The sequence below is a fragment of the Ruminococcus sp. J1101004sp1_RTP21198st1_B9_RTP21198_201120 genome (genome assembly GCF_040924245.1).
GTDB classification, from domain to species: domain Bacteria; phylum Bacillota; class Clostridia; order Lachnospirales; family Lachnospiraceae; genus Blautia_A; species Blautia_A faecis.
Map to the genome: position 1 here is coordinate 40,809 of NZ_JBCOMI010000013.1, position 21,026 is coordinate 61,834.

Consider the following 21,026-nt stretch of genomic DNA (forward strand, 5'->3'; position numbering starts at 1 on the left):
TATAATGGATAACAGATTATAAGAAGAGGTGTTTCCTATGAGAATATTAATAATAGAAGATGACAAAGATCTGGCACAGCTTACAAAGCTTGCACTTGAAAAAGAAAATTTCACGGTAGATATGTGTCTGGATGGTGCGGAAGGTCTTTACTATATGCAGGAAAATATGTATGATCTGGTACTTCTGGACCGCATGCTTCCTTCCATGGATGGAACTCAGGTTTTGAAAGAAGCCAGACAGTCCAACATCTCAACCCCTGTTATTTTCCTTACGGCACTTGGCGAATTACAGGACAAGGTCAACGGATTGAACTGCGGAGCAGATGATTACATGGTAAAGCCCTTCGCCTTTGAAGAGCTTCTTGCAAGAATCCACAGCATTATGCGCCGTCCCGGAAAATGGGGTGACTTAAATCTTCTGAAGCTGGGAGATATTGCTTTTGATCCTGAATGCGGACGCCTTACCAAGGGTGCAAAAGAATGCACTCTTTCCGGCCGCGAAAGTGCCCTTCTGGAAGTATTTCTCCGAAATCCCGGTCAGGTTCTTCCCAGAAACCTTCTTCTCTCCCGCGTATGGGGCATGGAATCCGACGTAGAAGAAGGAAATCTTGACAACTACATACATTTTCTCCGTCGCCGCCTGAAATCTGTGGAAAGCACAGTGGTTCTCAAAACCATACGCGGGATAGGTTATCAGTTGGAGGTCTGCCAGTAAACAGAAATCTCATTTTATTTCGGTAATCTTATCACAAATGTACTGCCGCCACCCGGAGTATCCAGAATATGGATACTCCCTTTATGTAACGTCACGATTTCCCTGGCAATACAAAGTCCAAGTCCAAAATGCTGTTTCTCCTTTCTGGCCGGATCGGCCCTGTAAAATCTTCGGAATACAGCCTCCTTATTCTCATCCGGAATTCCCGGACCATTATCCTGTACATAAAGCTGAAAATATTTTTCATTTTCTTTTACTCCCATTTCCATCCTGCCACCAGCCGACACATAGCTTGCCCCGTTATCCAAAAGGATTCCCAGTACCTGACTGATTCTGGCACTGTCACACTTACAGATAGAAAGAGGCTCCTCTGGCAGAACTACTTTCAGGGAAATCTTTTTCCCATGCAGAATAGGCTGGTATTTCTCATATGTATCCAGAAGCAATGTATCAAGCTCACAATCTGTCTTCATAATACTCCAGGATTTATTGTCCGCATTTGCAAGAGAAAGCATATCCCCGATAAGCCGGGACATCCTGTCTCCCTCACTTTTTATGGTTTTCAAAAATCTGCCGGCATTTTCCCAGTCAGATTCCATTGCCTGTACACTTGACAATATCACAGCCAGCGGAGATCTCAGTTCATGGGATGCCGAAGCAATAAACTGGGTTTGTTTCCTTTGATTCTCTTCCAGAGGGCGAAGCATTTTTCCTGTAAAAAACCAGGAAAATGTAACCAAAGCCAGAACTGCAAGCAGCACCATGACTCCAAACCAGACTCTTTGATGAAAGATCTGTATTTTCAACCCATCACGAGGATATACCAGCACCAGACTTAACACGCCGCTTCCCTTAGGAATCAAGGCTGTACAAGCATAAAAATCTGAAGTTTCAAAATAAACCGTTTTGGAAAGAGAGAGGCTTCCCATATAGTCCACATCAAGCCCCTGCTCTTCCCTGGAAATTCTGGCAGCCTCTGTCAGCATATTTCCTACAGAGCTCAGATCATCTTCCTTTTTATCCTGATTCCGGCTTTCTGTATCCAGCTTATCAAAATACAGCTTTTTTCCGTTATTCAGAATGCGAAATTCCACTTTGTATTCCTGCTTTGCTTCCAGTATCCACTTGTGAGAAAGCACAGTCTGATTTTCCAGATAAGCCACACAGGAATTTCCATTATTTATAAATCTCTCGTAAGTATTATGGGTAAGCCCCCTCTCTGAGATCACAAGACAGGAAGCTGCCATCAGGATCAGTATTCCGCTTGTGATCAGTGATGCAAATATGGTCATTTGCCTGTGAAGCTTTTTAAACATCTCTTACTCCTTCTATTCTGCCAGATACAGGTTCACCTGCTGCATGACTGCATTCGCAGCCTCATCAAGACTGATTTCCCCATTCAGGTAACGCACTCCGTTTTCACAGACAGCACTGGTAATGATTGTATTATCCAAAACCGGAATTGTAAGCATTTTTCCAAGCTGTTTTAATTCATTCACCTTATCAGCGGACGGAACTTTTATACTGTATACCAATTCCTGACCGTTCTCACTGTTACTGCTGCCGCCAGTAACTAACACGTTTCCAGCCTCTCCCTGATTCCAGTAGTCCTCTCCATTGTAAACAGATTCCACTACAGGGAAACCATCTTCTCTGGAAAGCATCTGTCCTTCCTCGGAAAATAAATATTCCACGAATTTCTCAGCAACAGCTTTCTGGGAAGCTCTGGAGCTGATTCCGATTCGGTTAACCGGAATGAAACAATTTGCCATCTGCCCATTCCAAAGTGCATAGGACAAGGAAGTATCTATCTCTGCCATAGAATTTACAAATGCAAAATCCAAAGGCGAAAAAATATCACCTAAAGCAAATTCACAGTTTCGGGAAAGCAACACGGCAGTTTCTCCCGAAATACTGCCAGCTCTTTCATATACTGGCTGTTCACTGTCATCAAAAGCTTGTGGATAAGCAGTCTTTAATTCATCCATAGCATCCTTTCCAGCCTGATAAATCCTTTCGGATTGTTCCAGAAATTCCTTGATCTTTTTTTCATCCAGAGTTCCATTCTCTTTCAGCCATGCTGCGGAATTATTATCTGCCAGTTTTTCCAGAAGTGCCTGCGGATACATGGAATAAAGTAAGGGCAGCTTATAGATGTTTTCCGAAGTCAGTCCATATTCATCCTTGTGCTTCGTGAGCACATCAGCAAGAGAAACCAGATCTGTCACCGCCTGCACATCCTCCTTGTTTCCCTCTATCATAGGAATTCCAAATTTCACCGGCATCTCATAGATACTTCCATCCTCTTTTGTATAAGCACTTTCTATGTTGTCCAGCAATCCTGCCTCTTTCAGAATTCCACTTAAATCCTCCAGCATTCCCTGTTCTGCATAGGTTTCAGAAGAAATTCCGTCCAGAATCAGAATATCCGGTCCTTTTCCTGCCATAATCTCCGTATTCAGTGTTTTTAACGCATCTGTACGTGTTACACCATCGTTTCCAGACATTCCGGTTTCCAATGTAAGATAAATATCCGGATATTTCTTCTGAAACATAACAACTGCCTGTCGAATACCGGAATTCTCTTCCAGGGAATATATTGTGAGCTCTGTATCCGGTACGGTTGGAGTATCTGCAGAATACTTATAAGAAACCAGCCTTCCACCATTTAAGCCAGAGTTGTAATCAACTTCACCAATGTAAAATACGCCTTCCGAATCCATTGCCATGCAATTAAATGCCTTATTCGAAGAGCTTATGGAATTCAGGCTTCCATCAATTACCTGCTCAATTACATTGCCGCCAAATGCATAGCGGTATAAACCAGTCTGATCCACATAGAATATGGTATCTTTCTCATCCCCCTCCAAAAACAGTAAGGCAGTACCGGAGGAATTTCCAAATTCCAGATTTGCAGGAGTCTTTTTCAACTGCGCAGTCAGTGCATCGCCTCCACTTGCCGGCTTACCGGAAGCCACATCGTAATAATGCACATCTCCATCTGCAATCACGATCAGATACTCTGAAGTCACGCACATATAATCTGTGGATTTTCCTTTCTCATACTCATGAACCACAGCCCCGTCAACAGGATTGATTTCCATGATTCCATTTCCTGAAATCTGTAAAAACAGGTTGCCATTTTCCCCAATATCTATACTCCAGGCCATGGTTTCATCCAAATCTCCTCCGATTTCAACCTTCTTTCCTTCACCGTCAGCGGGACAATAATAATATTCCATACTTCCCATGCTGTTCTCATCTTCAGATTCTATATACACGCCAATCAGAATACTTCCGTCTCTCCCAAGCGCTGCTTTATAAATGGATCCCCCTTCCACACCGAAAAAACCGGCAACCTTCTTCCCTTCTTCCCAAGTCTTTCCCTTGTCAGAGGACTGGTAGAGCATCAATTCGTAGTCACTGTTTCTTGCAAGCATTTTCAGGCTTCCCTCTTTCATAACCTGCAAATCCACAATCTCCATACATCCTTCCGGCACAGACAGTTCATTCTCCAGATACCGTCCCATTGCTTTGGATTCCACGGAATCTGCCTTGTCCTTCCCTCTGTCAGTACTGCCGCAGCCCATTAGGCTTCCCGCACCCGCAATGCATAGACTTACTGCTGTAGAAACAGACAGAACTTGTTTCCATTTTTTATATTTTTGCATATTAAAATTCTCCTTCCAGTGGTATGCAATAATCCTACCAAAGGAATCTCTATGTAATCTCTAAACAAGTATATCATGTTTCCCCTTATATTTTGCAAAATCTTAACCGGCAAAGCATAACATTCTCTATAGCCTGTCCTAAAAGCATTCTCACAATCTGCACGCTCCACTTTACACAAATAACTCAAAAACATACTTTGACACATGAATTGACTCATAAAAAAAGAACAGCTCCAAACACAAATCATCTGATCCATGCTTTCAGCTGTTCATTTTTATAACAATATTAACATTTATTGCAAATATAAACCATTACTCACTTCTAAGTGCATCAATCGGATTCAGGTTAGCTGCCTTAACAGAAGGAAGCAGTCCAAAGATAATACCGATCAGCATAGAGAATACTACAGAGCCTATAATCGCCGGAACACTGATGGCTGTAGGTGAGCCTGCTACCTTGGATACTACTTTCGAAAGTCCGATTCCAAGAACAACTCCGATAATACCTCCCACACTGGTAAGTACTGCTGCCTCCGTCAGGAACTGTCCCAGAATCACCTTCTTTCTGGCACCAATTGCCTTCTTCAGACCAATCTCCTTGGTACGCTCGGTTACAGATACCAGCATGATATTCATAACACCAATACCTCCAACCAGAAGAGAAATACTTGCGATCCAGATCAGCTGGGAGTTGGTGCTCTCACTTAAATCCTGAAGATCCTTTACCCGCTGCATAACATCATCTGCTTTGTACTTGAAGCCGCTGCTTCCACTGCCAGTGCTGCTGATGGATTTATTCAGAATCTTCGCTACTGCAGAACCAGTCTCACTCATGTTGTCCGTGCTGTCTACTTTGACGATCGCATTCTCAGGCTCATCAAATTTGTAAGAAATCGGCCAACATTTATTTGGAATCATTACGGTTCCAATCACATTTTCATAATAGCTGTCAAAATCACTCGGTGTATCCATGTTTGGCAAGCTGTCAGCCGACTGGCGTACAACTCCTACAATTGTATAGGGTTCAGAACCGATCTCAATGATTTTCCCCACTGGATTAGCTCCCGGAAACATGGTATCAGCAGCATAGCTGTCCACCAGTGCCACCTTGCGGAAATTATCATAATCAGCCTGTACAAATCCCCTTCCGGAACGTACCTGATAACCGCAAGTATTCAGATAATTGGTATCAATGCCATAGACCTTACCGCCGGAAAAACTGCTGTTCTCATAGTAAACACTGCTGTTGTAGTCTGTTCTGCTGTAGAAAAATGTTGCATTCTCCACATGGTCTGTTTTTAACACTTCATCTTTCAGGCTCTGACTGAGGATCGGTGTAGAGCCGGAAGAACCGCCATCATAATAATCCACACTGTAAGCACTGTCACCCTGTGACAAAGTTACATTTACCGTGTTATTTCCAGAACCGATCAGGTTATCCTTAATCTGCTCACTCGTTCCCTTAATCGTGGAAACAATGGCAATAATAGATGCAATACCGATAATAATACCCAGCATTGTAAGGAAAGATCTCATCTTGTGTGACCAGATTCCCTGGAATGCCAGACGTATATTTTCAAACATGAAATCCCTCCTTAACCAAGACCGCCATATGATGTGGAATCATATCCCATAAACGTATCCAGCGATCCTTCCTTTGTCTTCATACCTTCTTTGATGGATTTCGAATAAGGGAATGCAATCTTGTCATCCATGGACAAGCCGCCGCTTACCAATACATAAGCACCACCGTTTACATTCTCTTTTACCTTAACGATCTGTTTCTTCAGCACGCCATTGTCATCCTTATACACATAGCTTACGCCGTCTTCCGTACGGACAAAAGCCTTGGAAAGAACAATGCCATCCGTGCTCTGCGCCTGCTGCTCCAGCTGGATATCCACCCAGTCTCCAACACTTACCTGCACGGTGTCATCTGTGATCTTGGCAGTAAAATTATAAGAAGAAACATTTGGATTGCTGTCTCCATAGTAATAATAGGAGCTGTCTCCATCAACTGCATAATCAGAAACCTGGATCACCTCAGCCTCAAAATTCATATATCCATTCTCACCATAAGAATTGCAGTTCAAAATTGTGCCTTCCTTCACCTGGTCAAGCATAAGCTCCCCTACAGTTCCCTGTACGTAATAGCCGTCTTTGCTCTTAATGATCATAAAGGAATCAGATTCTGAATTGGTACCTGTAGCTGCATCTCCCACAGTGGTTACAATACCATCCAGCTTACTGGTGATCAACTTTCTGTCAGCTTTCTTCTGAAGCTTACTGATACTGATCTCACTCTCCTGCACATCCAGTTCCAGACTGGCGATCCGGTTCTTCTGGATCTTAATGGCCTCTGAACGGGACAGGGAAGAGCTTCCGCCACCACTGCCTCCATCACCAGGAATATCCGGCTCTTCATCTCCATTATCATACTGCATAGCCCCGTCAAGGGTAAAATCCATTTCCGCAAAGCGGTCAACTGGATTGCTGAGCATATTTCCATCAATCAGATAATATCCTGTACAGGATTTCTTTCGATTCGTGTAATCAGCAATGGTATCATTATGATGGAACTCCAACAGATACCAGTATCCACCCGGATGAAGAAGAATGGTTCCGTCAGCATTATAGCCAGCCATCTTGTTCAGAAAGGCACCGGTTACATTTACCCTGCCTTTTGCACTGGAACAAAGATACAGATAAGGATCTTCTTCGGTTCCTGTTCCCTGATAAGGTTCTGTATCATAATCCAGAGTCAGGTAAAAAGGTTCCTCGCCATCTACAAATCCGTCATTTCCAACGGTAGCATGATTCTGTGAGGAACCAGAATTGCTTCCATCGAAAAATCCTCCCTGATTCGTGTCTGAAATATCACTGCTAAAACCATCACTGGAAGGTTCGTCATAAAATCCGGAAGCAGTACCCGGATCGCCGGTGCTATACTCTGAATCGTCTTCAGAATCATCTCCGGAATCAGCTTCTGTATCAGCAGAAAGATCTCCTGTGTCACCGCTTGTCATTTCATCTGCAGAACCAATATCTTCGCTTCCCACTTCCTGGGTATCCGCAGAAGTAATTTCCTCATTTCCAACTGCCTGAGCGTCTGCAAATCCATCTGTCACAGCAGCCAGAAGCATTGGCTGCAAAACAGCCGCCAGATAATGATCAGAAGCGGTTACTGCAGAAGACAGTTCATCATCTCCCGTAAGATCGGAGCTGTCATCTTCTGTAGAATCCTTTCCTGAATCAATCAGATTGTCTGCGGAGGAAGAATCGGAATCAAGAATCGGTCCGCCATTTTGCAGGCTGGCAAGTCTTTTCTTTGCAGCAGCAAGATCCTGCTGCTGCTTCTGAAGCTTCAGCTTGGCAATATTCAGTTCCATTTCCACAAGAGTCATATCAAAGGATATCAGCTTGTCTCCCGGCTTTACCTCATCCCCTTTGCTCACATAAACTTCCTGGATGATCATGTCTTTCTCTACGGAAATCCTCTGTGTTGCATTGGCATATACAGTTCCACTCAATGTAGCATCGGAATCATATCTCTCACCTGCCAGATCACTGACGCTTGCCACCAGCACTTCCTTCTGGCTTCCTTTCCGTACATACAGCAGTCCGCCGCCAATACCGGTTCCTACAAGGGCTGTGACTACCACACCTATTATAATTTTCTTCGCTTTTCCCATAGGATCACCTCTTTTCCTGAAGCTCACCGTCACGGATCATAACTACCCGCTTGGCATGTGCTGCAATATCCGGATCATGAGTGATCATAAGAACAGAAACACCTTCATCATTCAGCTTCTGGAAAAGCTCCATAACCTGTCTGCCAGACTTACTGTCCAGTGCACCGGTAGGCTCATCAGCCAGAAGAAGTCTTGGATTATTTACAATGGCACGGGCGATGGCAACTCGCTGCATCTGTCCACCTGAGAGCTGATTGGGTCTGAAATCCACACGGTCTGCAAGCCCCACCCTGTCAAGTGCTGCAAAAGCGCGCTCGCGTCGCTCCTTCTTCGGCACATGAGCATAGTTCAGCGGCATTTCCACATTGGAAATAGCAGACTGCCTCGGAAGAAGATGAAAACTCTGAAATACAAATCCAATCTTGTTCAGACGGATATCTGACATCTCATTCTCAGAACATTTGCTGATGTCCTGCCCATCCAGGAAAAAAGTTCCCTTGGTTGCCTGATCCAGACAACCGATTATATTCATCAATGTAGATTTACCAGAACCGGAAGGTCCCATAATGGCTACATATTCGCCCTCTTCCATGGAAAAGTTTACGTCCTTCAATACGGGGACAATCATTTTTCCCTGCTGGTAATCTTTATAAATCCCCTTCAGTTCAAGTATCATCCTGCGGCCTCCGTATCATCAGAACCATACTGTCCAGGCTCATCAATGCTCTCATCAGTAAAATCTTCGTAATCGTCCCCTTCTGAATCATCCTCTATAAAATCTTCATCTGAGAAATCTTCTGAAAAGTCTGTATAATCACCATCAATGGCTGCATCCATGCTCTCATCAGAAACACCTGTCTCAAAGTCCGCACTGGAATAGTCTCCATCCATAGGCTCCATGGTATCCCCGTCTGAGTACTCACTGCCATCCAGATTACTTTCCATATCAACAGCCTCCAGATCCTCATCTGTCATCTCAGATACGTCCTTTGTCCGCATTCCCTCTGCCAGGCTGTCTGACGGGAACGCAATACTGTCATCCTCAGTAAGACCATCTGCGATCTCATATTCTGAAAGATCATCATCATGCTGCCCAAGAACAACAGAGCGCTTCTCCAGCCTTCCCTTGGAATCTACAGCCCACACATATGGGTTTTCTGTATCTGCATCCACAATATAATAATCTCCCAGCCAGATACCTTTCTTCTGCTCTTCCTGTCCCTCATCCATTTCTATGTATACATGCTGTCCTAACATAAGTCCCTCTGATGAATCCAGAGTTACATAGAAAGGATAGCTACTGGAACTTGTAGTATCATCGCCGCTGGACATTCCAAAATAGGAATTACTGCTACTGCTGTTCGTAGAATTCTGCTCGTCCACAGCCCCCATAGTTCCATGCCAGATCTGATTCTCATCAACTCTGGAACGCACAATAACTGCAGAGCCTGGAACAACCGTATTACGATTCTGCTCATTTACCTGACCCTTAATACGGTAAGCACCTGTACTGAGAATGGTGATAAAAGAATTATCAGAAGATTCACTTCCGTAATCAGCTCCCATGCTGTCATCCAGAGTATCTCCATCATCGCTTCCCAGCTTACTGGTATCAATTTTCTGGATGACTCCGTCGATTTCGCTTCGTACTTCTGTATTGGTGGTAGCTGCCTGCAGCTTATCAATCTCTGCCTGCTTGCTCACCTGGTCATATTCGTTCTTCTTCAGATTCATCTTATTCGTCTCAATCTCAATGGTATAAGAAAGCTGGCTGTTCTTATTGGCTTTCTTTTTCTCTTTCTCAAGAGTGGAAATCTGTTCATTAAGGCTGAGCGCTTCATTCTTCAACCGGTCAAGAGCCAGCTGCGCTTCCTTCAGGCTGTCCTGGATACTGCTCAGGTCGTATTCAAAAAGCAGCTGTCCCTTCTTTACCTCATCTCCAACCTTCACCTTTACTTCGGTAACAGTCCGATTGTTCTCAATATTTACCTTTACCGTCTCCTGAGGTTCTACCACGCCTGCGAACCGGTTCAGCACTCCGGAATCTTCTCCAAGAAGAGTGCTGATCTTAGTCACATATGCAACTTCACCAGAAGCCGCTGCAGAATCCCCATAATTTTCTTTATAGTAATACCAGCCACCGGCACCAGCTGCTCCAGCAAGAATGATCAGCCCTCCGATGACAAAACCTTTTTTCTTCATGGTTACCTCCTATACGATAACTCAATGGTTTTTCAATATCTTTTGCAATTATAACAGATATATCTCCACATCTGTCATCTGCATTTACCCTGTTTATAATAACAGATTCAGCCTCAAAAGAAAAGCATTCTAAGCTGATAATGCATTTTTCACAATTTATTCACTCTTTTTTTAGAAATATCGTCTAAATTTTAGGCATTTTTGACTTTTATGAAAAAAAATGGTATAATAAAAAAGTTTTATAAACATTTTACGTAATAATTTGAAAGGAAAGAACTCTGTATGAAGTCAGTCAGATTTCTGCTTCCTCTTCTTTTGCTTCTCTGCACTTTTTCACTGTGCGGCTGTACCAGCAAAGAGGAGAAAAAAATCGAGGACGCAGTAAAGCAGGAACTGGATCAGCTAAAGAATCTGGATTCCGTTACCACACAGAAATACATCTCCTACCAGGAGCTTTTCCCCGGTGAACCCGAAGATATCGCTATTTCTTCTGATATTGAAGAAGTCTTTTCTCTCTTTTTCCAGGATTTTGATTATAAAATTCTGGATGTTAACGTAGACAAGGACAAACAATCCGCACAGGCGAATCTCAGGCTGGTCACTCTGGATGCCCATGCGCTTGCCGAAGATTTTTCCAAGGCGCAGCTGAAGCATGAAATTTCCCAGTCCGCTTCCTCTGAAGAAGCCACGGAACAGACCATTTCCCTTGAAGAGCGCTACACGCTTCTGGATGAACTGCTTAAGAGTAATGACTACCAGACTGTGGAGCGTAACTGCACCATCTCCTTAGACGCCTCAGATAAAGACGGCGAAACCAGTTGGGAGATCCGGCGCACCAATACACTGGAAAATGACCTTGTCGGCGGTCTTATGAACGATCTCACAGACCCGGATATTTTATCACCGGAAGACACAATCTTAGTTTATCTGAATACCCTGAAAAATATGACTGCAGAGGAACTGGGCAATTATTTAAATGCAGCTTCCATTATCAGCACAGAAGACCCTGCAAAGATCAGCCTTGCAGAAGCACTGGTAAAACAGGTTCACTCTACCTTTGATTATTCTATTGGGGAAACCACTGTTTCCGGCTATACAGCCACAGTTACAGCCAATATTACCACCTTTGACAGTGATGCTATTCTGGAAAATTATCAGAAGGAGCTGGATACCTATCTTGCCTCTGTGGATGCTGTTATCGACGGTGCCCAAAAACGATATGAAAAGTCCTACAGTCTGCTTCTTGAATATATTGAAGAAAATACAGCTACTAAAACAGTGAAAACAACTTTCACACTGATCAACGATGGCGCTTCCTGGAAACTTGAAGACGCAGGAACGGTGTTTGGACAGGCATTATTTGGAACTTTAAGTTCCAGCCCGGTAGAAGACGAACAGGAAACCAATGAATGATATAATTAAAATTTACGCCTCTGCAAATTTGTGCAGGGGCGTTTTTATTTGTGCTGACAGCAGATCCAAAGTCCATACCTGACAGACCCTGACAACATTCTTCCAAAAGAAAAATCCCACCCATTTTTGCAGGCAGGATTTTTCAGTCAGCTTATTCCAAATTATAAGCTAGATTATCTCTTGTTGTATTTCTTTTCTTATTCCTCAGTCTCTGGAGCAGCTTCTTTCTCAACTTCAAGTCCCAGCTCGTCCAGCTGTGCTTCGCTTACGCGCTGCGGTGCCTGAGTCATCAGACAGGATGCATCTTTTACCTTCGGGAATGCAATTACGTCACGAATGCTGTCAACCTTGGCAATGAGCATAACCAGACGGTCAAGACCATAAGCCAGTCCGGCGTGAGGCGGAACTCCGTATTTGAATGCATCCAGAAGGAATCCGAACTGCTCATGGGCAGCTTCCGGGGTAAATCCAAGCTCTTTAAACATTCTCTCCTGAATGTCATCCTGATGGATACGAACACTGCCGCCGCCGATCTCGTTACCATTCAGTACAATATCGTAAGCCTTCGCACGAACAGCGCCTGGATCTGTGTCGAGAAGCGGGATATCCTCATCCATCGGCATTGTAAATGGATGGTGCATAGCTGTGAAACGGTTTTCTTCCTCGCTCCACTCAAGAAGCGGGAACTCCGTTACCCATACGAAGCGGTATTCGTTCTTATCAAGAAGATCCATCTGTTTTGCAAGCTCCAGACGAAGTGCGCCAAGAACATCATAAACCAGTTTCTTCTTATCCGCTGCAAACAGAAGCAGGTCACCTGCTTTACCGTCCATGGCAGCTACAAGAGCATCCATCTCCTCATCTGTCATAAACTTGGCAAAGGAAGACTTTCTGGTGCCATCTTCTGCGATTGCAATGTATGCAAGACCTTTTGCACCATATCCCTTGGCAAACTCTACTAACTTGTCAATTTTCTTACGAGGCATGCTGCCCTGGCCTTCTGCGTTGATACCACGAACGCTTCCACCCGCTTCAAGTGCACCTGTAAATACAGAGAATCCACAGTTCTTCACAATATCGCTTACATCATGAAGCTCCATGCCAAATCTCATATCCGGTTTATCAGAACCGAAACGATCCATTGCTTCTTGCCATGTGATTCTCTCGATTGGAAGTTTCACATCGATACCAAGAACCTCTTTGAACAGGTAGGAAAGATATCTCTCATTTACATCGATTACATCATCTACATCTACGAAAGAAAGTTCCATATCGATCTGTGTGAACTCCGGCTGACGGTCAGCACGAAGATCCTCATCACGGAAGCATCTTGCAATCTGGATGTATCTGTCATATCCGGAACACATCAGAAGCTGTTTGTACAGCTGCGGTGACTGCGGCAGACCATAGAAGCAGCCAGGATGTACACGGGATGGCACCAGATAATCTCTTGCACCTTCAGGAGTACTCTTTCCAAGCATAGGAGTCTCAATCTCCAGGAATCCCTCGTTTGTGAAAAAGGATCTTGTCAGCTGCATTACACGGCTCTTCAGGATCAGGTTTCTCTGAAGATCCGGACGTCTTAAGTCAAGGTAACGGTATTTCAGACGTACATCCTCTTTTGTTTTGCTGTTCTCCTCAACCGGGAATGGCGGAACTTCTGCCTCGGAAAGAACACGGAGAGATTTTGCTCTCACTTCGATCTCACCTGTTGCAAGATTCTCATTTACTGCACCACCACGTTTCTCAACAGTTCCGGTAACTGCGATCACAAACTCACTTCTCAGCTTGCCGGCTTTGGCAAAGCCTTCCTCATCAATGGAACCATTTTCAAAGATCAGCTGCATAATACCACTGCGGTCACGTAAATCTACGAAAATGATTCCTCCTTTATCTCTTGCTTTCTGAACCCATCCCATAAGTGTTACTTCGCTGCTTACCATCTGTGTGGTCACTTCTGCACATCGACAGGTTCTGTGCAGTCCCTGCATACTCTCAGCCATTTTAAGGCGCCTCCTTATTCTATGGGGTTTCCCCCAGCTTTCTCAGATTATGAACCATTCAGCTGTATTGCTTTAAATAATCCATAAAATATCATTGACGGCTGTTTTTCAAAAACAACACGTTAAATCTCTTTATCAGCGTTTAAAGAATTCCACAAATTCCGTATAGCCTTCAGCTGTCATCTGGTCTTTCTGGAATTTCTTATTCTTCTTCATAATAGAGATATTGACTTGAACTCCGGTCTTTCTCTCTTCTTCTGCCTGACGGAAAATCTCAATCAGCTTGTCTGACGGCATATTTTTCTCAATAAGATATGCCTTCTTAGTCTTTGCTGTAGGAATCTGATATCCTCTTTCAAGAAGGAGCATAACAATACGCTCAAATCCAATAGAAAATCCGCATGCACTTGTATTGTTTCCTGTAAATTTACCAATCATCTCATCATAACGTCCGCCGCCGCCAACGCTGCCGCCAAACTCATCCATGGAAATTTCGAAGATCGGACCGGTGTAATAAGACATGCCGCGAACCAGTGTAGGATCAAATGCCATCTTAAAGTCAGCAGTCTTCACAGCTTCCACAGTGGAAATGATTGTCTCAAGATCTGCTGCGATCTGTTCGTCAAGAACATCTGCCAGCTTCTCCTTGCAATATCTTACGCCCTGGATATCTGAGCTGATTTCTTTAAACATCGCAAGATAAGTATCAATGCTTTCTTTTGCAAAGCCTTCCTCTTCCAGTTCTTTCGCTACGCCCTCAAGACCAATCTTATCCATTTTGTCAAGAATGATAAATACAGTATCAAAGCTTTCCTTCGGAAATCCGCTATACTCAGCCATAGCCTTCAGAATACGGCGGTCATTGATACGGATAGTGAAATTATGGAAGTCAAGCTTGCCAAGAAGTGTAGTAGTCGCAAGTACCAGCTCGATTTCTGCCATATAAGTAGGCTCACCTAAAATGTCAATGTCACACTGCATAAACTGACGGAAACGTCCTCTCTGCGGACGATCAGCTCTCCATACGTATCCCATCTGAAGTGCCTTAAATGGTCCAGGCAGTTCATTAGAGTTATTTGAATAATATCTGGAAAGAGGTACTGTCAGATCATAGCGAAGACCTGAATCCACAAGATCAGCTTCTTCTTTTGCCTGGTCAAGCTTCAGCTTCTCACCTCTTTTTAGGATTTTGAAAATCAGCTTCTCATTATCACCGCCCTGTTTGCTGCACAGGTTCTCAATGTGCTCCACTCCCGGAGTCTCAATTGAAGTAAATCCAAAGGAACCATATGTTTCACGGATCAGTCCTGTAACATAGTTACGGACTTCCATCTCCTTTGGTAAAATATCTTTCATGCCGGTAACCGGCTTCTTCTTTAATGCCATGTGTCCTCCTTATTTACCAGCCTGGCTGGCGTGTACTACTCTTTGAAATGCAAGAAATACTTCCAGATCAAAGTTTTTTATTTCGTCTATCATCAATTCCATCACAGTATGCTTATCAAAAGCCTTGCGGTAAGACCGCTCCTGACTCAATGCACAAAATACATCGCATACACGAAGAATCCGGGCACCAATGGGAATCTCCTTCCCTGCCAGATTGGACGGATAACCGCTTCCATCGTAATTTTCATGATGATAAAGAATACTCTCAAGAACAAAATCCGAATAGCCCTGGTCTTTCAGTTCCTCATAGCCAAGTGTAGAATGCATGCGGACATATTTCAATTCCTCAATTACCATGGGATTACTTTCCTGCCCGTTGATATAGCTTCTCAGTTTCAGCTTTCCTATGTCGTGAAGCATTCCTGCAATTGCAAGATCGTAACACTGCTCATGAGGAAGTCCAAGCTCCTTACTTAACGCGTACGCCAGATTACTCACTGCGATTCCATGCCTTAACTCTGCTGATAAATCAAATTCCAGAACTCTGTCGGATGTTTCTGACTGTTCACTGGAAAGCTTTTCCAAGAATTTTCCCTCCCTCCTACAACCAGGTTCCAATTCCTGTTCGCTTTCTTTCAATCATCTCATCAATACGGGCAATATAGCTTGTGACATCTTTCACATTCTCCACCCGCTCAATACGTTTGCCATGGTCAAAGACCAGTTTGGAAGAACCGCCTGCTCCAAGAGCAATGATCGGTTGTTTTTCTTCCATAATCAGTATATTGTAAATCCCGGCTTTGTCAACCTTTGCATAGCCTACATTTTCAAAATTTCCTTTCATATTCTTCTGACGGTACAGATAGTAAGGTCCCATTTCCATGGAATATGCAGTCTGCTGTGTCAGATCCATGATCTCCTGGTTATTTTCAAATGTCATCTCCTGATATTTGTCCTTAAACATATTCAGGCGTGCTGCACGCTTCACAGCCAGAGAATGTACGGTAAGGCTGTCCGGGGAAAGCTCTTTTACTTTCTCCAATGTGTATTTCACCTTGGAAATATCCTCTCCAGGCAGTCCTACAATGAGATCCATGTTAATATTGTTATAATTTAGCTCTCTGGCAAGATGGAAAGCTTCTATGGTCTGTGCCACAGTATGACGTCTTCCAATGATTTCCAGAGTATCCTGATTCATGGTCTGGGGATTAACAGAAATTCTGGTCACAGGAAATTCTTTAATTGTCTCAAGCTTCTCCCTTGTAATACTGTCTGGTCTGCCAGCTTCAATGGTAAATTCTACAAGTCCATCAAAACCAAAGGACTCTCCCAGCTGTTCAAGAAGCCTTTTCAGCTGATACGGCTCTAACGTGGTAGGTGTGCCTCCGCCGATATAAATCGTATCCAGCTTGTAGTTCTTCATCATCCTGGCCGTTTCGCGAATTTCCAGACATAAAGCATCCAGATATTCATCTACTCTTTTTGCCCAGAGCTTCAAAGGGTAGGAGCTGAAGGAACAATACAGACAGATACTTGGACAAAAGGGAATACCTACATATAAGCTGTAACCATGCTCATAATCAATATCCTGAAGAAGTGCCCGCTCCCTGTTTGCTATGGTGATGGCAAGAGCAGTTTTCTTTGCGCTTACCAGATAACGCTCCCGCATTTCCTGTGCGATCTCGGTATTTTTCATACCACTCTCGATCATCCCCATGGCAAGCTTGGCCGGACGGATTCCCGTAAGATTCCCCCATGGAAGGGTTCTGCCGGTAAGCTTCACCAGAACATTGTACAGTGCATATTTCAGACTGTCCTTGTTGGCTTTACGAAGCTCATGGGCATCCATGAGTTTCTCATGAGTTTCCTGACTGGAATCCCCGTCTGCCCCCCGGATCACCTCTGCGCTGGCAACACCTTTTTGATCCTTCGTCTCATATTTTATAACAAAATTGTCATTATCTTTTTTCACAGTAAAGAAGATATCGTATACCGCTTCGTCTTTTTCGTAGAGGCTGTGGATATCTCCTTCCGGATAAAATGCTTTTATTAATTCATATATATCATGCTCGAAATCCCTGTCAAGCAGCAGGATTCCTATTTTACACAAATGGATTGTACCTCTTTTCGTAACCGATAGTTGTAGATGTATCATGCCCCGGATAAACATTTGTTTCATCTGGAAGGGCATTTAACAGCTTATGAAGGCTCTCCCGGATTTCACGGGAACTGCCGCCAGGAAAATCCGTTCTTCCAACAGAACCACAGAATAATGTGTCCCCGCTGAACAGAACCCTTTCGTCTTTCAGATAGTAGCAACAGCTTCCTTTCGTGTGTCCTGGAGTGTGGAGCATCTGAATAGAAAATCCAGCAGCTTCAAATACCTGCAGGTCCTCCAGAAAAACATCAGGACGCACAGAACATGGTTTATGCATCCGGTCAGTCATATTCACAGAAGGCTCCCGAAGCATTTCCTCTTCCTGACGACAGGCATAAACCGGAATCTGATACTCAGCTTTCACAGCCTGTACTGCCATAATGTGGTCAAAATGTCCATGAGTCAGAAGGATTCCTACCGGCTTTGCCCCCATATCTTCCACCTTCTGAAAGATTCTCTTCGGTGAATCTGCCGGATCAACAATCAGTGTTTCACCAGTTTCTTTATTTTTTAAAAAGTAGCAATTGGTATATACAGGGCCAAGAACCATCTGCTGTAATTCAAGTTTTCCCATAGATTATCCTTTCATGGCAGCTGATATGCCATTTATGTTATTATTCCGTTATTGTCCGTGTCCTGACCGGTAACATACCATCCAATGCTCAACGTACTGTATATCTCCAACCAGTTCACATTTCCATTGTTTCTCAGCCTGTAGTTCTTTCTACATCCAAAACACTTTCCAGCTGACGTATCTTCTCGATAAGGGAATTCAGTTCATCCTTACAGCTGACGTTAAAGCTTACAGAAATAGTGGCCTTCTCCTGCTTGTTTGTTCGGCAGTTAATATTTCGGATGTCAATCTTACGCTCTGTAAAGATCTTGGAAATATCAACCAGAAGACCGGTACGATTATTAGCATATACATTGATCTCAGCCATGTAATGCTCATCCGGCTTGATCTCCGGATCCTGCCACTCAGCTTCCAAAAGACGGCTTCTGTCCATTTCAGACATATTCATCACATTTACACAGTCAGTTCGATGAATGGTAACACCACGGCCTCTTGTAACATATCCAACAATCTCATCACCGGGAATCGGATTACAGCATTTGGAGAAGCGTACTGCAACGTCATGAATGCCCCGTACTACAATGCCGCTCTTGCTCTTGATATGATGCTTCTTATCCTGATTCTCTGCGGCTGCTGCCTCCAGAACTTCTTCATCTGTGAGATTCTTTTTATTCTCTTTATCATAAGCTTCTACAAGCTTATTAAATACCTGTCCCTCTTTCAGTCCGCCATGTCCGATGGCGGCAAGTACAGAATCCCAGTCACGGAAACCATATTTACGAAGGACTGCGTCCAGATACTGAGTCTTGGTGTAATTAGCGAATTTAAAGCCCTTACTCTTGGCATACTGGGCAAGCATTTCCTTGCCCTTCAGAATATTATCTTCCTTCAGTTCTTTCTTGAACCACTGATTGATCTTATTTCTGGCCTGTGTACTCTTGACCACCTTCAGCCAGTCACGACTTGGTCCCTGGGAATTCTGGGAAGTAATGATTTCAATACGGTCACCATTCTGGATCCGGTACTCAATGGGCACCAGTTTGCCATTTACCCTGGCACCTACCATTTTGTTTCCTACAGCACTGTGCACGCTGTATGCAAAATCAATGGGGGTGGAGCCGTTAGGAAGGGTTTTCACATCTCCCTGTGGAGTAAAGCAGTATACACTGTCTGCAAACAGATCCAGATCATTTTTCAGAAGACTCATGAACTCTTTATTATCAGACATGTCTCTCTGCCATTCCAGGATCTGGCGCAGCCAGTTCAGCTTCTCCTCCTCACGATTGCCTGAGGAAGCCTTACCGTCAGAAGCCTCTTTATACTTCCAATGTGCAGCAATACCGTACTCGGCAGTCTTATGCATCTCAAAGGTTCTAATCTGAATTTCAAAAGGCTGTCCATTCGGTCCGATCAGCGTGGTATGCAAAGACTGGTACATATTTGGTTTGGGCATTGCAATATAGTCCTTGAAACGTCCTGGAATTGGCTTATACATCTCATGGATCACACCAAGTGCCGCATAACAGTCCTTCACTGTATCTACCAGGATACGCACTGCAAACAAATCGTAAATCTGATCAATCGTCTTATTCTGATTTACCATCTTTTTATAGATACTGAAAAAGTGTTTTACACGGCCGTCAACCTGTGCCTTAATTCCGGCTTCTACCATATGCTGATGCACAGTCTTGACAATATTCCCTACGAATTCCTCACGGACGCTTTTACGAAGTGCTACTTTCTCAACCAGATCATAATAAACATCTGGTTTCAGATATTTCAGGGAAAGGTCATCCAGCTCTACTTTGATCTTGGAAATACCAAGACGCTGTGCGATAGGCGCATAGATGTCCATCGTCTCTCTTGCCTTCTCCTTCTGTTTCTCAGGAGTCATGTACTGAAGAGTACGCATATTATGAAGACGGTCTGCAAGCTTGATCAGAATAACACGGATATCCTTTGCCATGGCAAGGAACATCTTGCGAAGGCTCTCTGCCTGTAGCTCTACTTTATCCTTGGAATAGGACAGCTGACCGATCTTAGTTACCCCATCTACCAGAAGCGCAACCTCAGGACCAAATTCTCTGGTGATCTCATCACAGGTCATCCAGGTATCTTCAACAGCATCGTGAAGAAGGCCTGCTACAATGGTCTCCTTGTCCAGTTCCAGATCCGCCAGAATAATGGCAACACATAAAGGATGAATAATGTAGGGTTCCCCGGACTTTCTCTTCTGATCCTTGTGGGCTTCCCTTGCAGTCTCGTATGCCTTCTGGATCATGGTTATGTCCGTAGAAGGATGATATTTCTTTATGCTGGCAATCAGCTCATTATATAATACTTCAGGGCTTGTAAAGTCGTGCATGGATTTTACAGCTGCATCTGCTTTCTTCACAGACTCCAGCTTCTCCATATCCTCTTTTGATACTTCAGGCTCCTTGCCCTGCTCGTTAACAATATCAGCCATATTTCACACCTGCCTGTTTAAATACTATCTGCGTCAGCATCCGCCCACCTGTTTCCCCGGGGGAATCTGGCGAAACAGACACATCCTTTATTTACCTTCATAACGGATTACAGAAGCAACGTCATATTTCTCCAGTTTCTTACGCCCCTCAAGACCTGCAAGTTCCATCAGAAATACGATCTTCACTACCACTCCACCAAGCTGCTCTACCAGTTTCGCTGCAGCTTCAACTGTACCGCCTGTTGCGATCAGATCATCAATGATAACTACCTTCTGTCCTGGCTTAATGGCATCCTTGTGAATCTCAATCTCAGCTTTGCCATATTCCAGATCATAGCTTGCAGAAACGGTCTCACATGGGAGTTTTCCTTTCTTACGTACTGGTACAAAAGACTTATGAAGATTATAAGCAATTGGCATTCCAAAAATGAATCCACGGGATTCTGTTCCCACTATTACATCCACATCCACATCCTTCAGACAATCCTGCATGGAATCAATTGCAAGCTTCAGTCCGTCTGCGTCCTGAAGGATACTGGTAACATCTCTGAAAATAATGCCTGGTTCTGGAAAATCAGGTATACTTCTTATATATTCTTCTATTTTTTTCATAATAGCCTCCTCAGATTAATGGATGTTGTGGGGAAAGCCTCAGCCACCCCAGAGCGTGTTTAAAAAAAGAAAGCCTTTTTCACACATGCTCTAGCATCATAAATATTTTTTAGTATAACACTTTTTAAATCGG

General features: G+C 43.8%; 15 protein-coding genes. 2 read left to right on the plus strand and 13 right to left on the minus strand.

Annotated elements, in window-relative coordinates:
- Window positions 1–37 precede the first annotated feature (37 nt).
- Complete coding sequence (locus AB5618_RS10570; RefSeq protein WP_148461910.1) at window positions 38–715, plus strand: response regulator transcription factor; 678 nt, start codon at window positions 38–40, stop codon at window positions 713–715.
- Window positions 716–729: 14 nt separating this feature from the next.
- Here AB5618_RS10570 and AB5618_RS10575 read toward each other — a convergent pair whose 3' ends face one another.
- From AB5618_RS10575 to AB5618_RS10600, 6 genes are all read right to left on the minus strand, one after another.
- Window positions 730–2,031 (minus strand): cell wall metabolism sensor histidine kinase WalK, encoded by a 1,302-nt coding sequence (locus AB5618_RS10575; RefSeq protein ID WP_148461911.1) that lies wholly within the window; start codon window positions 2,029–2,031, stop codon window positions 730–732.
- Between the two features lie 12 nt (window positions 2,032–2,043).
- Entirely contained in the window at window positions 2,044–4,386 is a 2,343-nt protein-coding gene (locus AB5618_RS10580) for an ABC transporter substrate-binding protein (RefSeq protein WP_148461912.1), read from the minus strand.
- Between the two features lie 312 nt (window positions 4,387–4,698).
- Window positions 4,699–5,970 (minus strand): ABC transporter permease, encoded by a 1,272-nt coding sequence (locus AB5618_RS10585; RefSeq protein ID WP_148461913.1) that lies wholly within the window; start codon window positions 5,968–5,970, stop codon window positions 4,699–4,701.
- A gap of 11 nt (window positions 5,971–5,981) precedes the next feature.
- Window positions 5,982–8,078 (minus strand): hypothetical protein, encoded by a 2,097-nt coding sequence (locus AB5618_RS10590; protein ID WP_368366724.1) that lies wholly within the window; start codon window positions 8,076–8,078, stop codon window positions 5,982–5,984.
- A 4-nt stretch (window positions 8,079–8,082) separates the two neighbouring features.
- Window positions 8,083–8,754 (minus strand): ABC transporter ATP-binding protein, encoded by a 672-nt coding sequence (locus AB5618_RS10595; RefSeq protein WP_148461915.1) that lies wholly within the window; start codon window positions 8,752–8,754, stop codon window positions 8,083–8,085.
- A complete protein-coding gene (locus AB5618_RS10600) occupies window positions 8,751–10,280 on the minus strand; it encodes an efflux RND transporter periplasmic adaptor subunit (RefSeq protein WP_173715893.1) in 1,530 nt (509 codons plus the stop codon). The genes AB5618_RS10595 and AB5618_RS10600 overlap by 4 nt, the downstream gene beginning before the upstream one ends.
- Before the next feature lie 282 nt (window positions 10,281–10,562).
- Between AB5618_RS10600 and AB5618_RS10605 the strand changes: the two genes are divergently transcribed.
- Window positions 10,563–11,693 (plus strand): hypothetical protein, encoded by a 1,131-nt coding sequence (locus AB5618_RS10605; protein ID WP_173770073.1) that lies wholly within the window; start codon window positions 10,563–10,565, stop codon window positions 11,691–11,693.
- 197 nt (window positions 11,694–11,890) lie between these two features.
- Here AB5618_RS10605 and aspS read toward each other — a convergent pair whose 3' ends face one another.
- The 7 genes from aspS to AB5618_RS10640 all read right to left on the minus strand — a co-directional run bounded on the left by aspS (window position 11,891) and on the right by AB5618_RS10640 (window position 20,893).
- The gene (gene aspS / locus AB5618_RS10610; RefSeq protein WP_173770072.1) at window positions 11,891–13,696 is read right to left on the minus strand and encodes an aspartate--tRNA ligase; all 1,806 of its coding nucleotides are present in this window, start codon (window positions 13,694–13,696) and stop codon (window positions 11,891–11,893) included.
- Between the two features lie 135 nt (window positions 13,697–13,831).
- On the minus strand, window positions 13,832–15,082 hold the full coding sequence (gene hisS, locus AB5618_RS10615; protein ID WP_118579399.1) for a histidine--tRNA ligase: 1,251 nt from the start codon (window positions 15,080–15,082) through the stop codon (window positions 13,832–13,834).
- Between the two features lie 9 nt (window positions 15,083–15,091).
- Window positions 15,092–15,667, minus strand: coding sequence for an HD-GYP domain-containing protein (locus AB5618_RS10620; protein WP_118579396.1), 576 nt, complete (start codon window positions 15,665–15,667; stop codon window positions 15,092–15,094).
- A gap of 16 nt (window positions 15,668–15,683) precedes the next feature.
- Window positions 15,684–17,192: a coproporphyrinogen dehydrogenase HemZ gene (hemZ, locus tag AB5618_RS10625; RefSeq protein ID WP_330602486.1), complete on the minus strand. Its 1,509-nt coding sequence runs from the start codon at window positions 17,190–17,192 to the stop codon at window positions 15,684–15,686.
- Window positions 17,185–17,814: an MBL fold metallo-hydrolase gene (locus AB5618_RS10630; RefSeq protein ID WP_173735053.1), complete on the minus strand. Its 630-nt coding sequence runs from the start codon at window positions 17,812–17,814 to the stop codon at window positions 17,185–17,187. Before AB5618_RS10630 ends, hemZ begins: the two co-directional genes overlap by 8 nt.
- Window positions 17,815–17,947: 133 nt before the next feature.
- Window positions 17,948–20,227: a bifunctional (p)ppGpp synthetase/guanosine-3',5'-bis(diphosphate) 3'-pyrophosphohydrolase gene (locus AB5618_RS10635; protein ID WP_334285700.1), complete on the minus strand. Its 2,280-nt coding sequence runs from the start codon at window positions 20,225–20,227 to the stop codon at window positions 17,948–17,950.
- Between the two features lie 141 nt (window positions 20,228–20,368).
- Window positions 20,369–20,893 carry an adenine phosphoribosyltransferase gene (locus tag AB5618_RS10640; RefSeq protein ID WP_118579390.1) on the minus strand — a complete coding sequence of 175 codons (525 nt, stop codon included), beginning with the start codon at window positions 20,891–20,893 and terminating at the stop codon, window positions 20,369–20,371.
- Between the last annotated feature and the right edge of the window lie 133 nt (window positions 20,894–21,026).

Excerpts from the sequence above, each read along its gene's own strand:
- AB5618_RS10570 (WP_148461910.1), top strand. The coding sequence starts at position 38 with ATGAGAATATTAATAATAGAAGATGACAAAGATCTGGCACAGCTTACA.
- AB5618_RS10575 (WP_148461911.1), bottom strand. The coding sequence starts at position 2,031 with ATGTTTAAAAAGCTTCACAGGCAAATGACCATATTTGCATCACTGATC.
- AB5618_RS10580 (WP_148461912.1), bottom strand. The coding sequence starts at position 4,386 with ATGCAAAAATATAAAAAATGGAAACAAGTTCTGTCTGTTTCTACAGCA.
- AB5618_RS10585 (WP_148461913.1), bottom strand. The coding sequence starts at position 5,970 with ATGTTTGAAAATATACGTCTGGCATTCCAGGGAATCTGGTCACACAAG.
- AB5618_RS10590 (WP_368366724.1), bottom strand. The coding sequence starts at position 8,078 with ATGGGAAAAGCGAAGAAAATTATAATAGGTGTGGTAGTCACAGCCCTT.
- AB5618_RS10595 (WP_148461915.1), bottom strand. The coding sequence starts at position 8,754 with ATGATACTTGAACTGAAGGGGATTTATAAAGATTACCAGCAGGGAAAA.
- AB5618_RS10600 (WP_173715893.1), bottom strand. The coding sequence starts at position 10,280 with ATGAAGAAAAAAGGTTTTGTCATCGGAGGGCTGATCATTCTTGCTGGA.
- AB5618_RS10605 (WP_173770073.1), top strand. The coding sequence starts at position 10,563 with ATGAAGTCAGTCAGATTTCTGCTTCCTCTTCTTTTGCTTCTCTGCACT.
- aspS (WP_173770072.1), bottom strand. The coding sequence starts at position 13,696 with ATGGCTGAGAGTATGCAGGGACTGCACAGAACCTGTCGATGTGCAGAA.
- hisS (WP_118579399.1), bottom strand. The coding sequence starts at position 15,082 with ATGGCATTAAAGAAGAAGCCGGTTACCGGCATGAAAGATATTTTACCA.
- AB5618_RS10630 (WP_173735053.1), bottom strand. The coding sequence starts at position 17,814 with ATGGGAAAACTTGAATTACAGCAGATGGTTCTTGGCCCTGTATATACC.
- AB5618_RS10635 (WP_334285700.1), bottom strand. The coding sequence starts at position 20,227 with ATGGAGAAGCTGGAGTCTGTGAAGAAAGCAGATGCAGCTGTAAAATCC.
- AB5618_RS10640 (WP_118579390.1), bottom strand. The coding sequence starts at position 20,893 with ATGAAAAAAATAGAAGAATATATAAGAAGTATACCTGATTTTCCAGAA.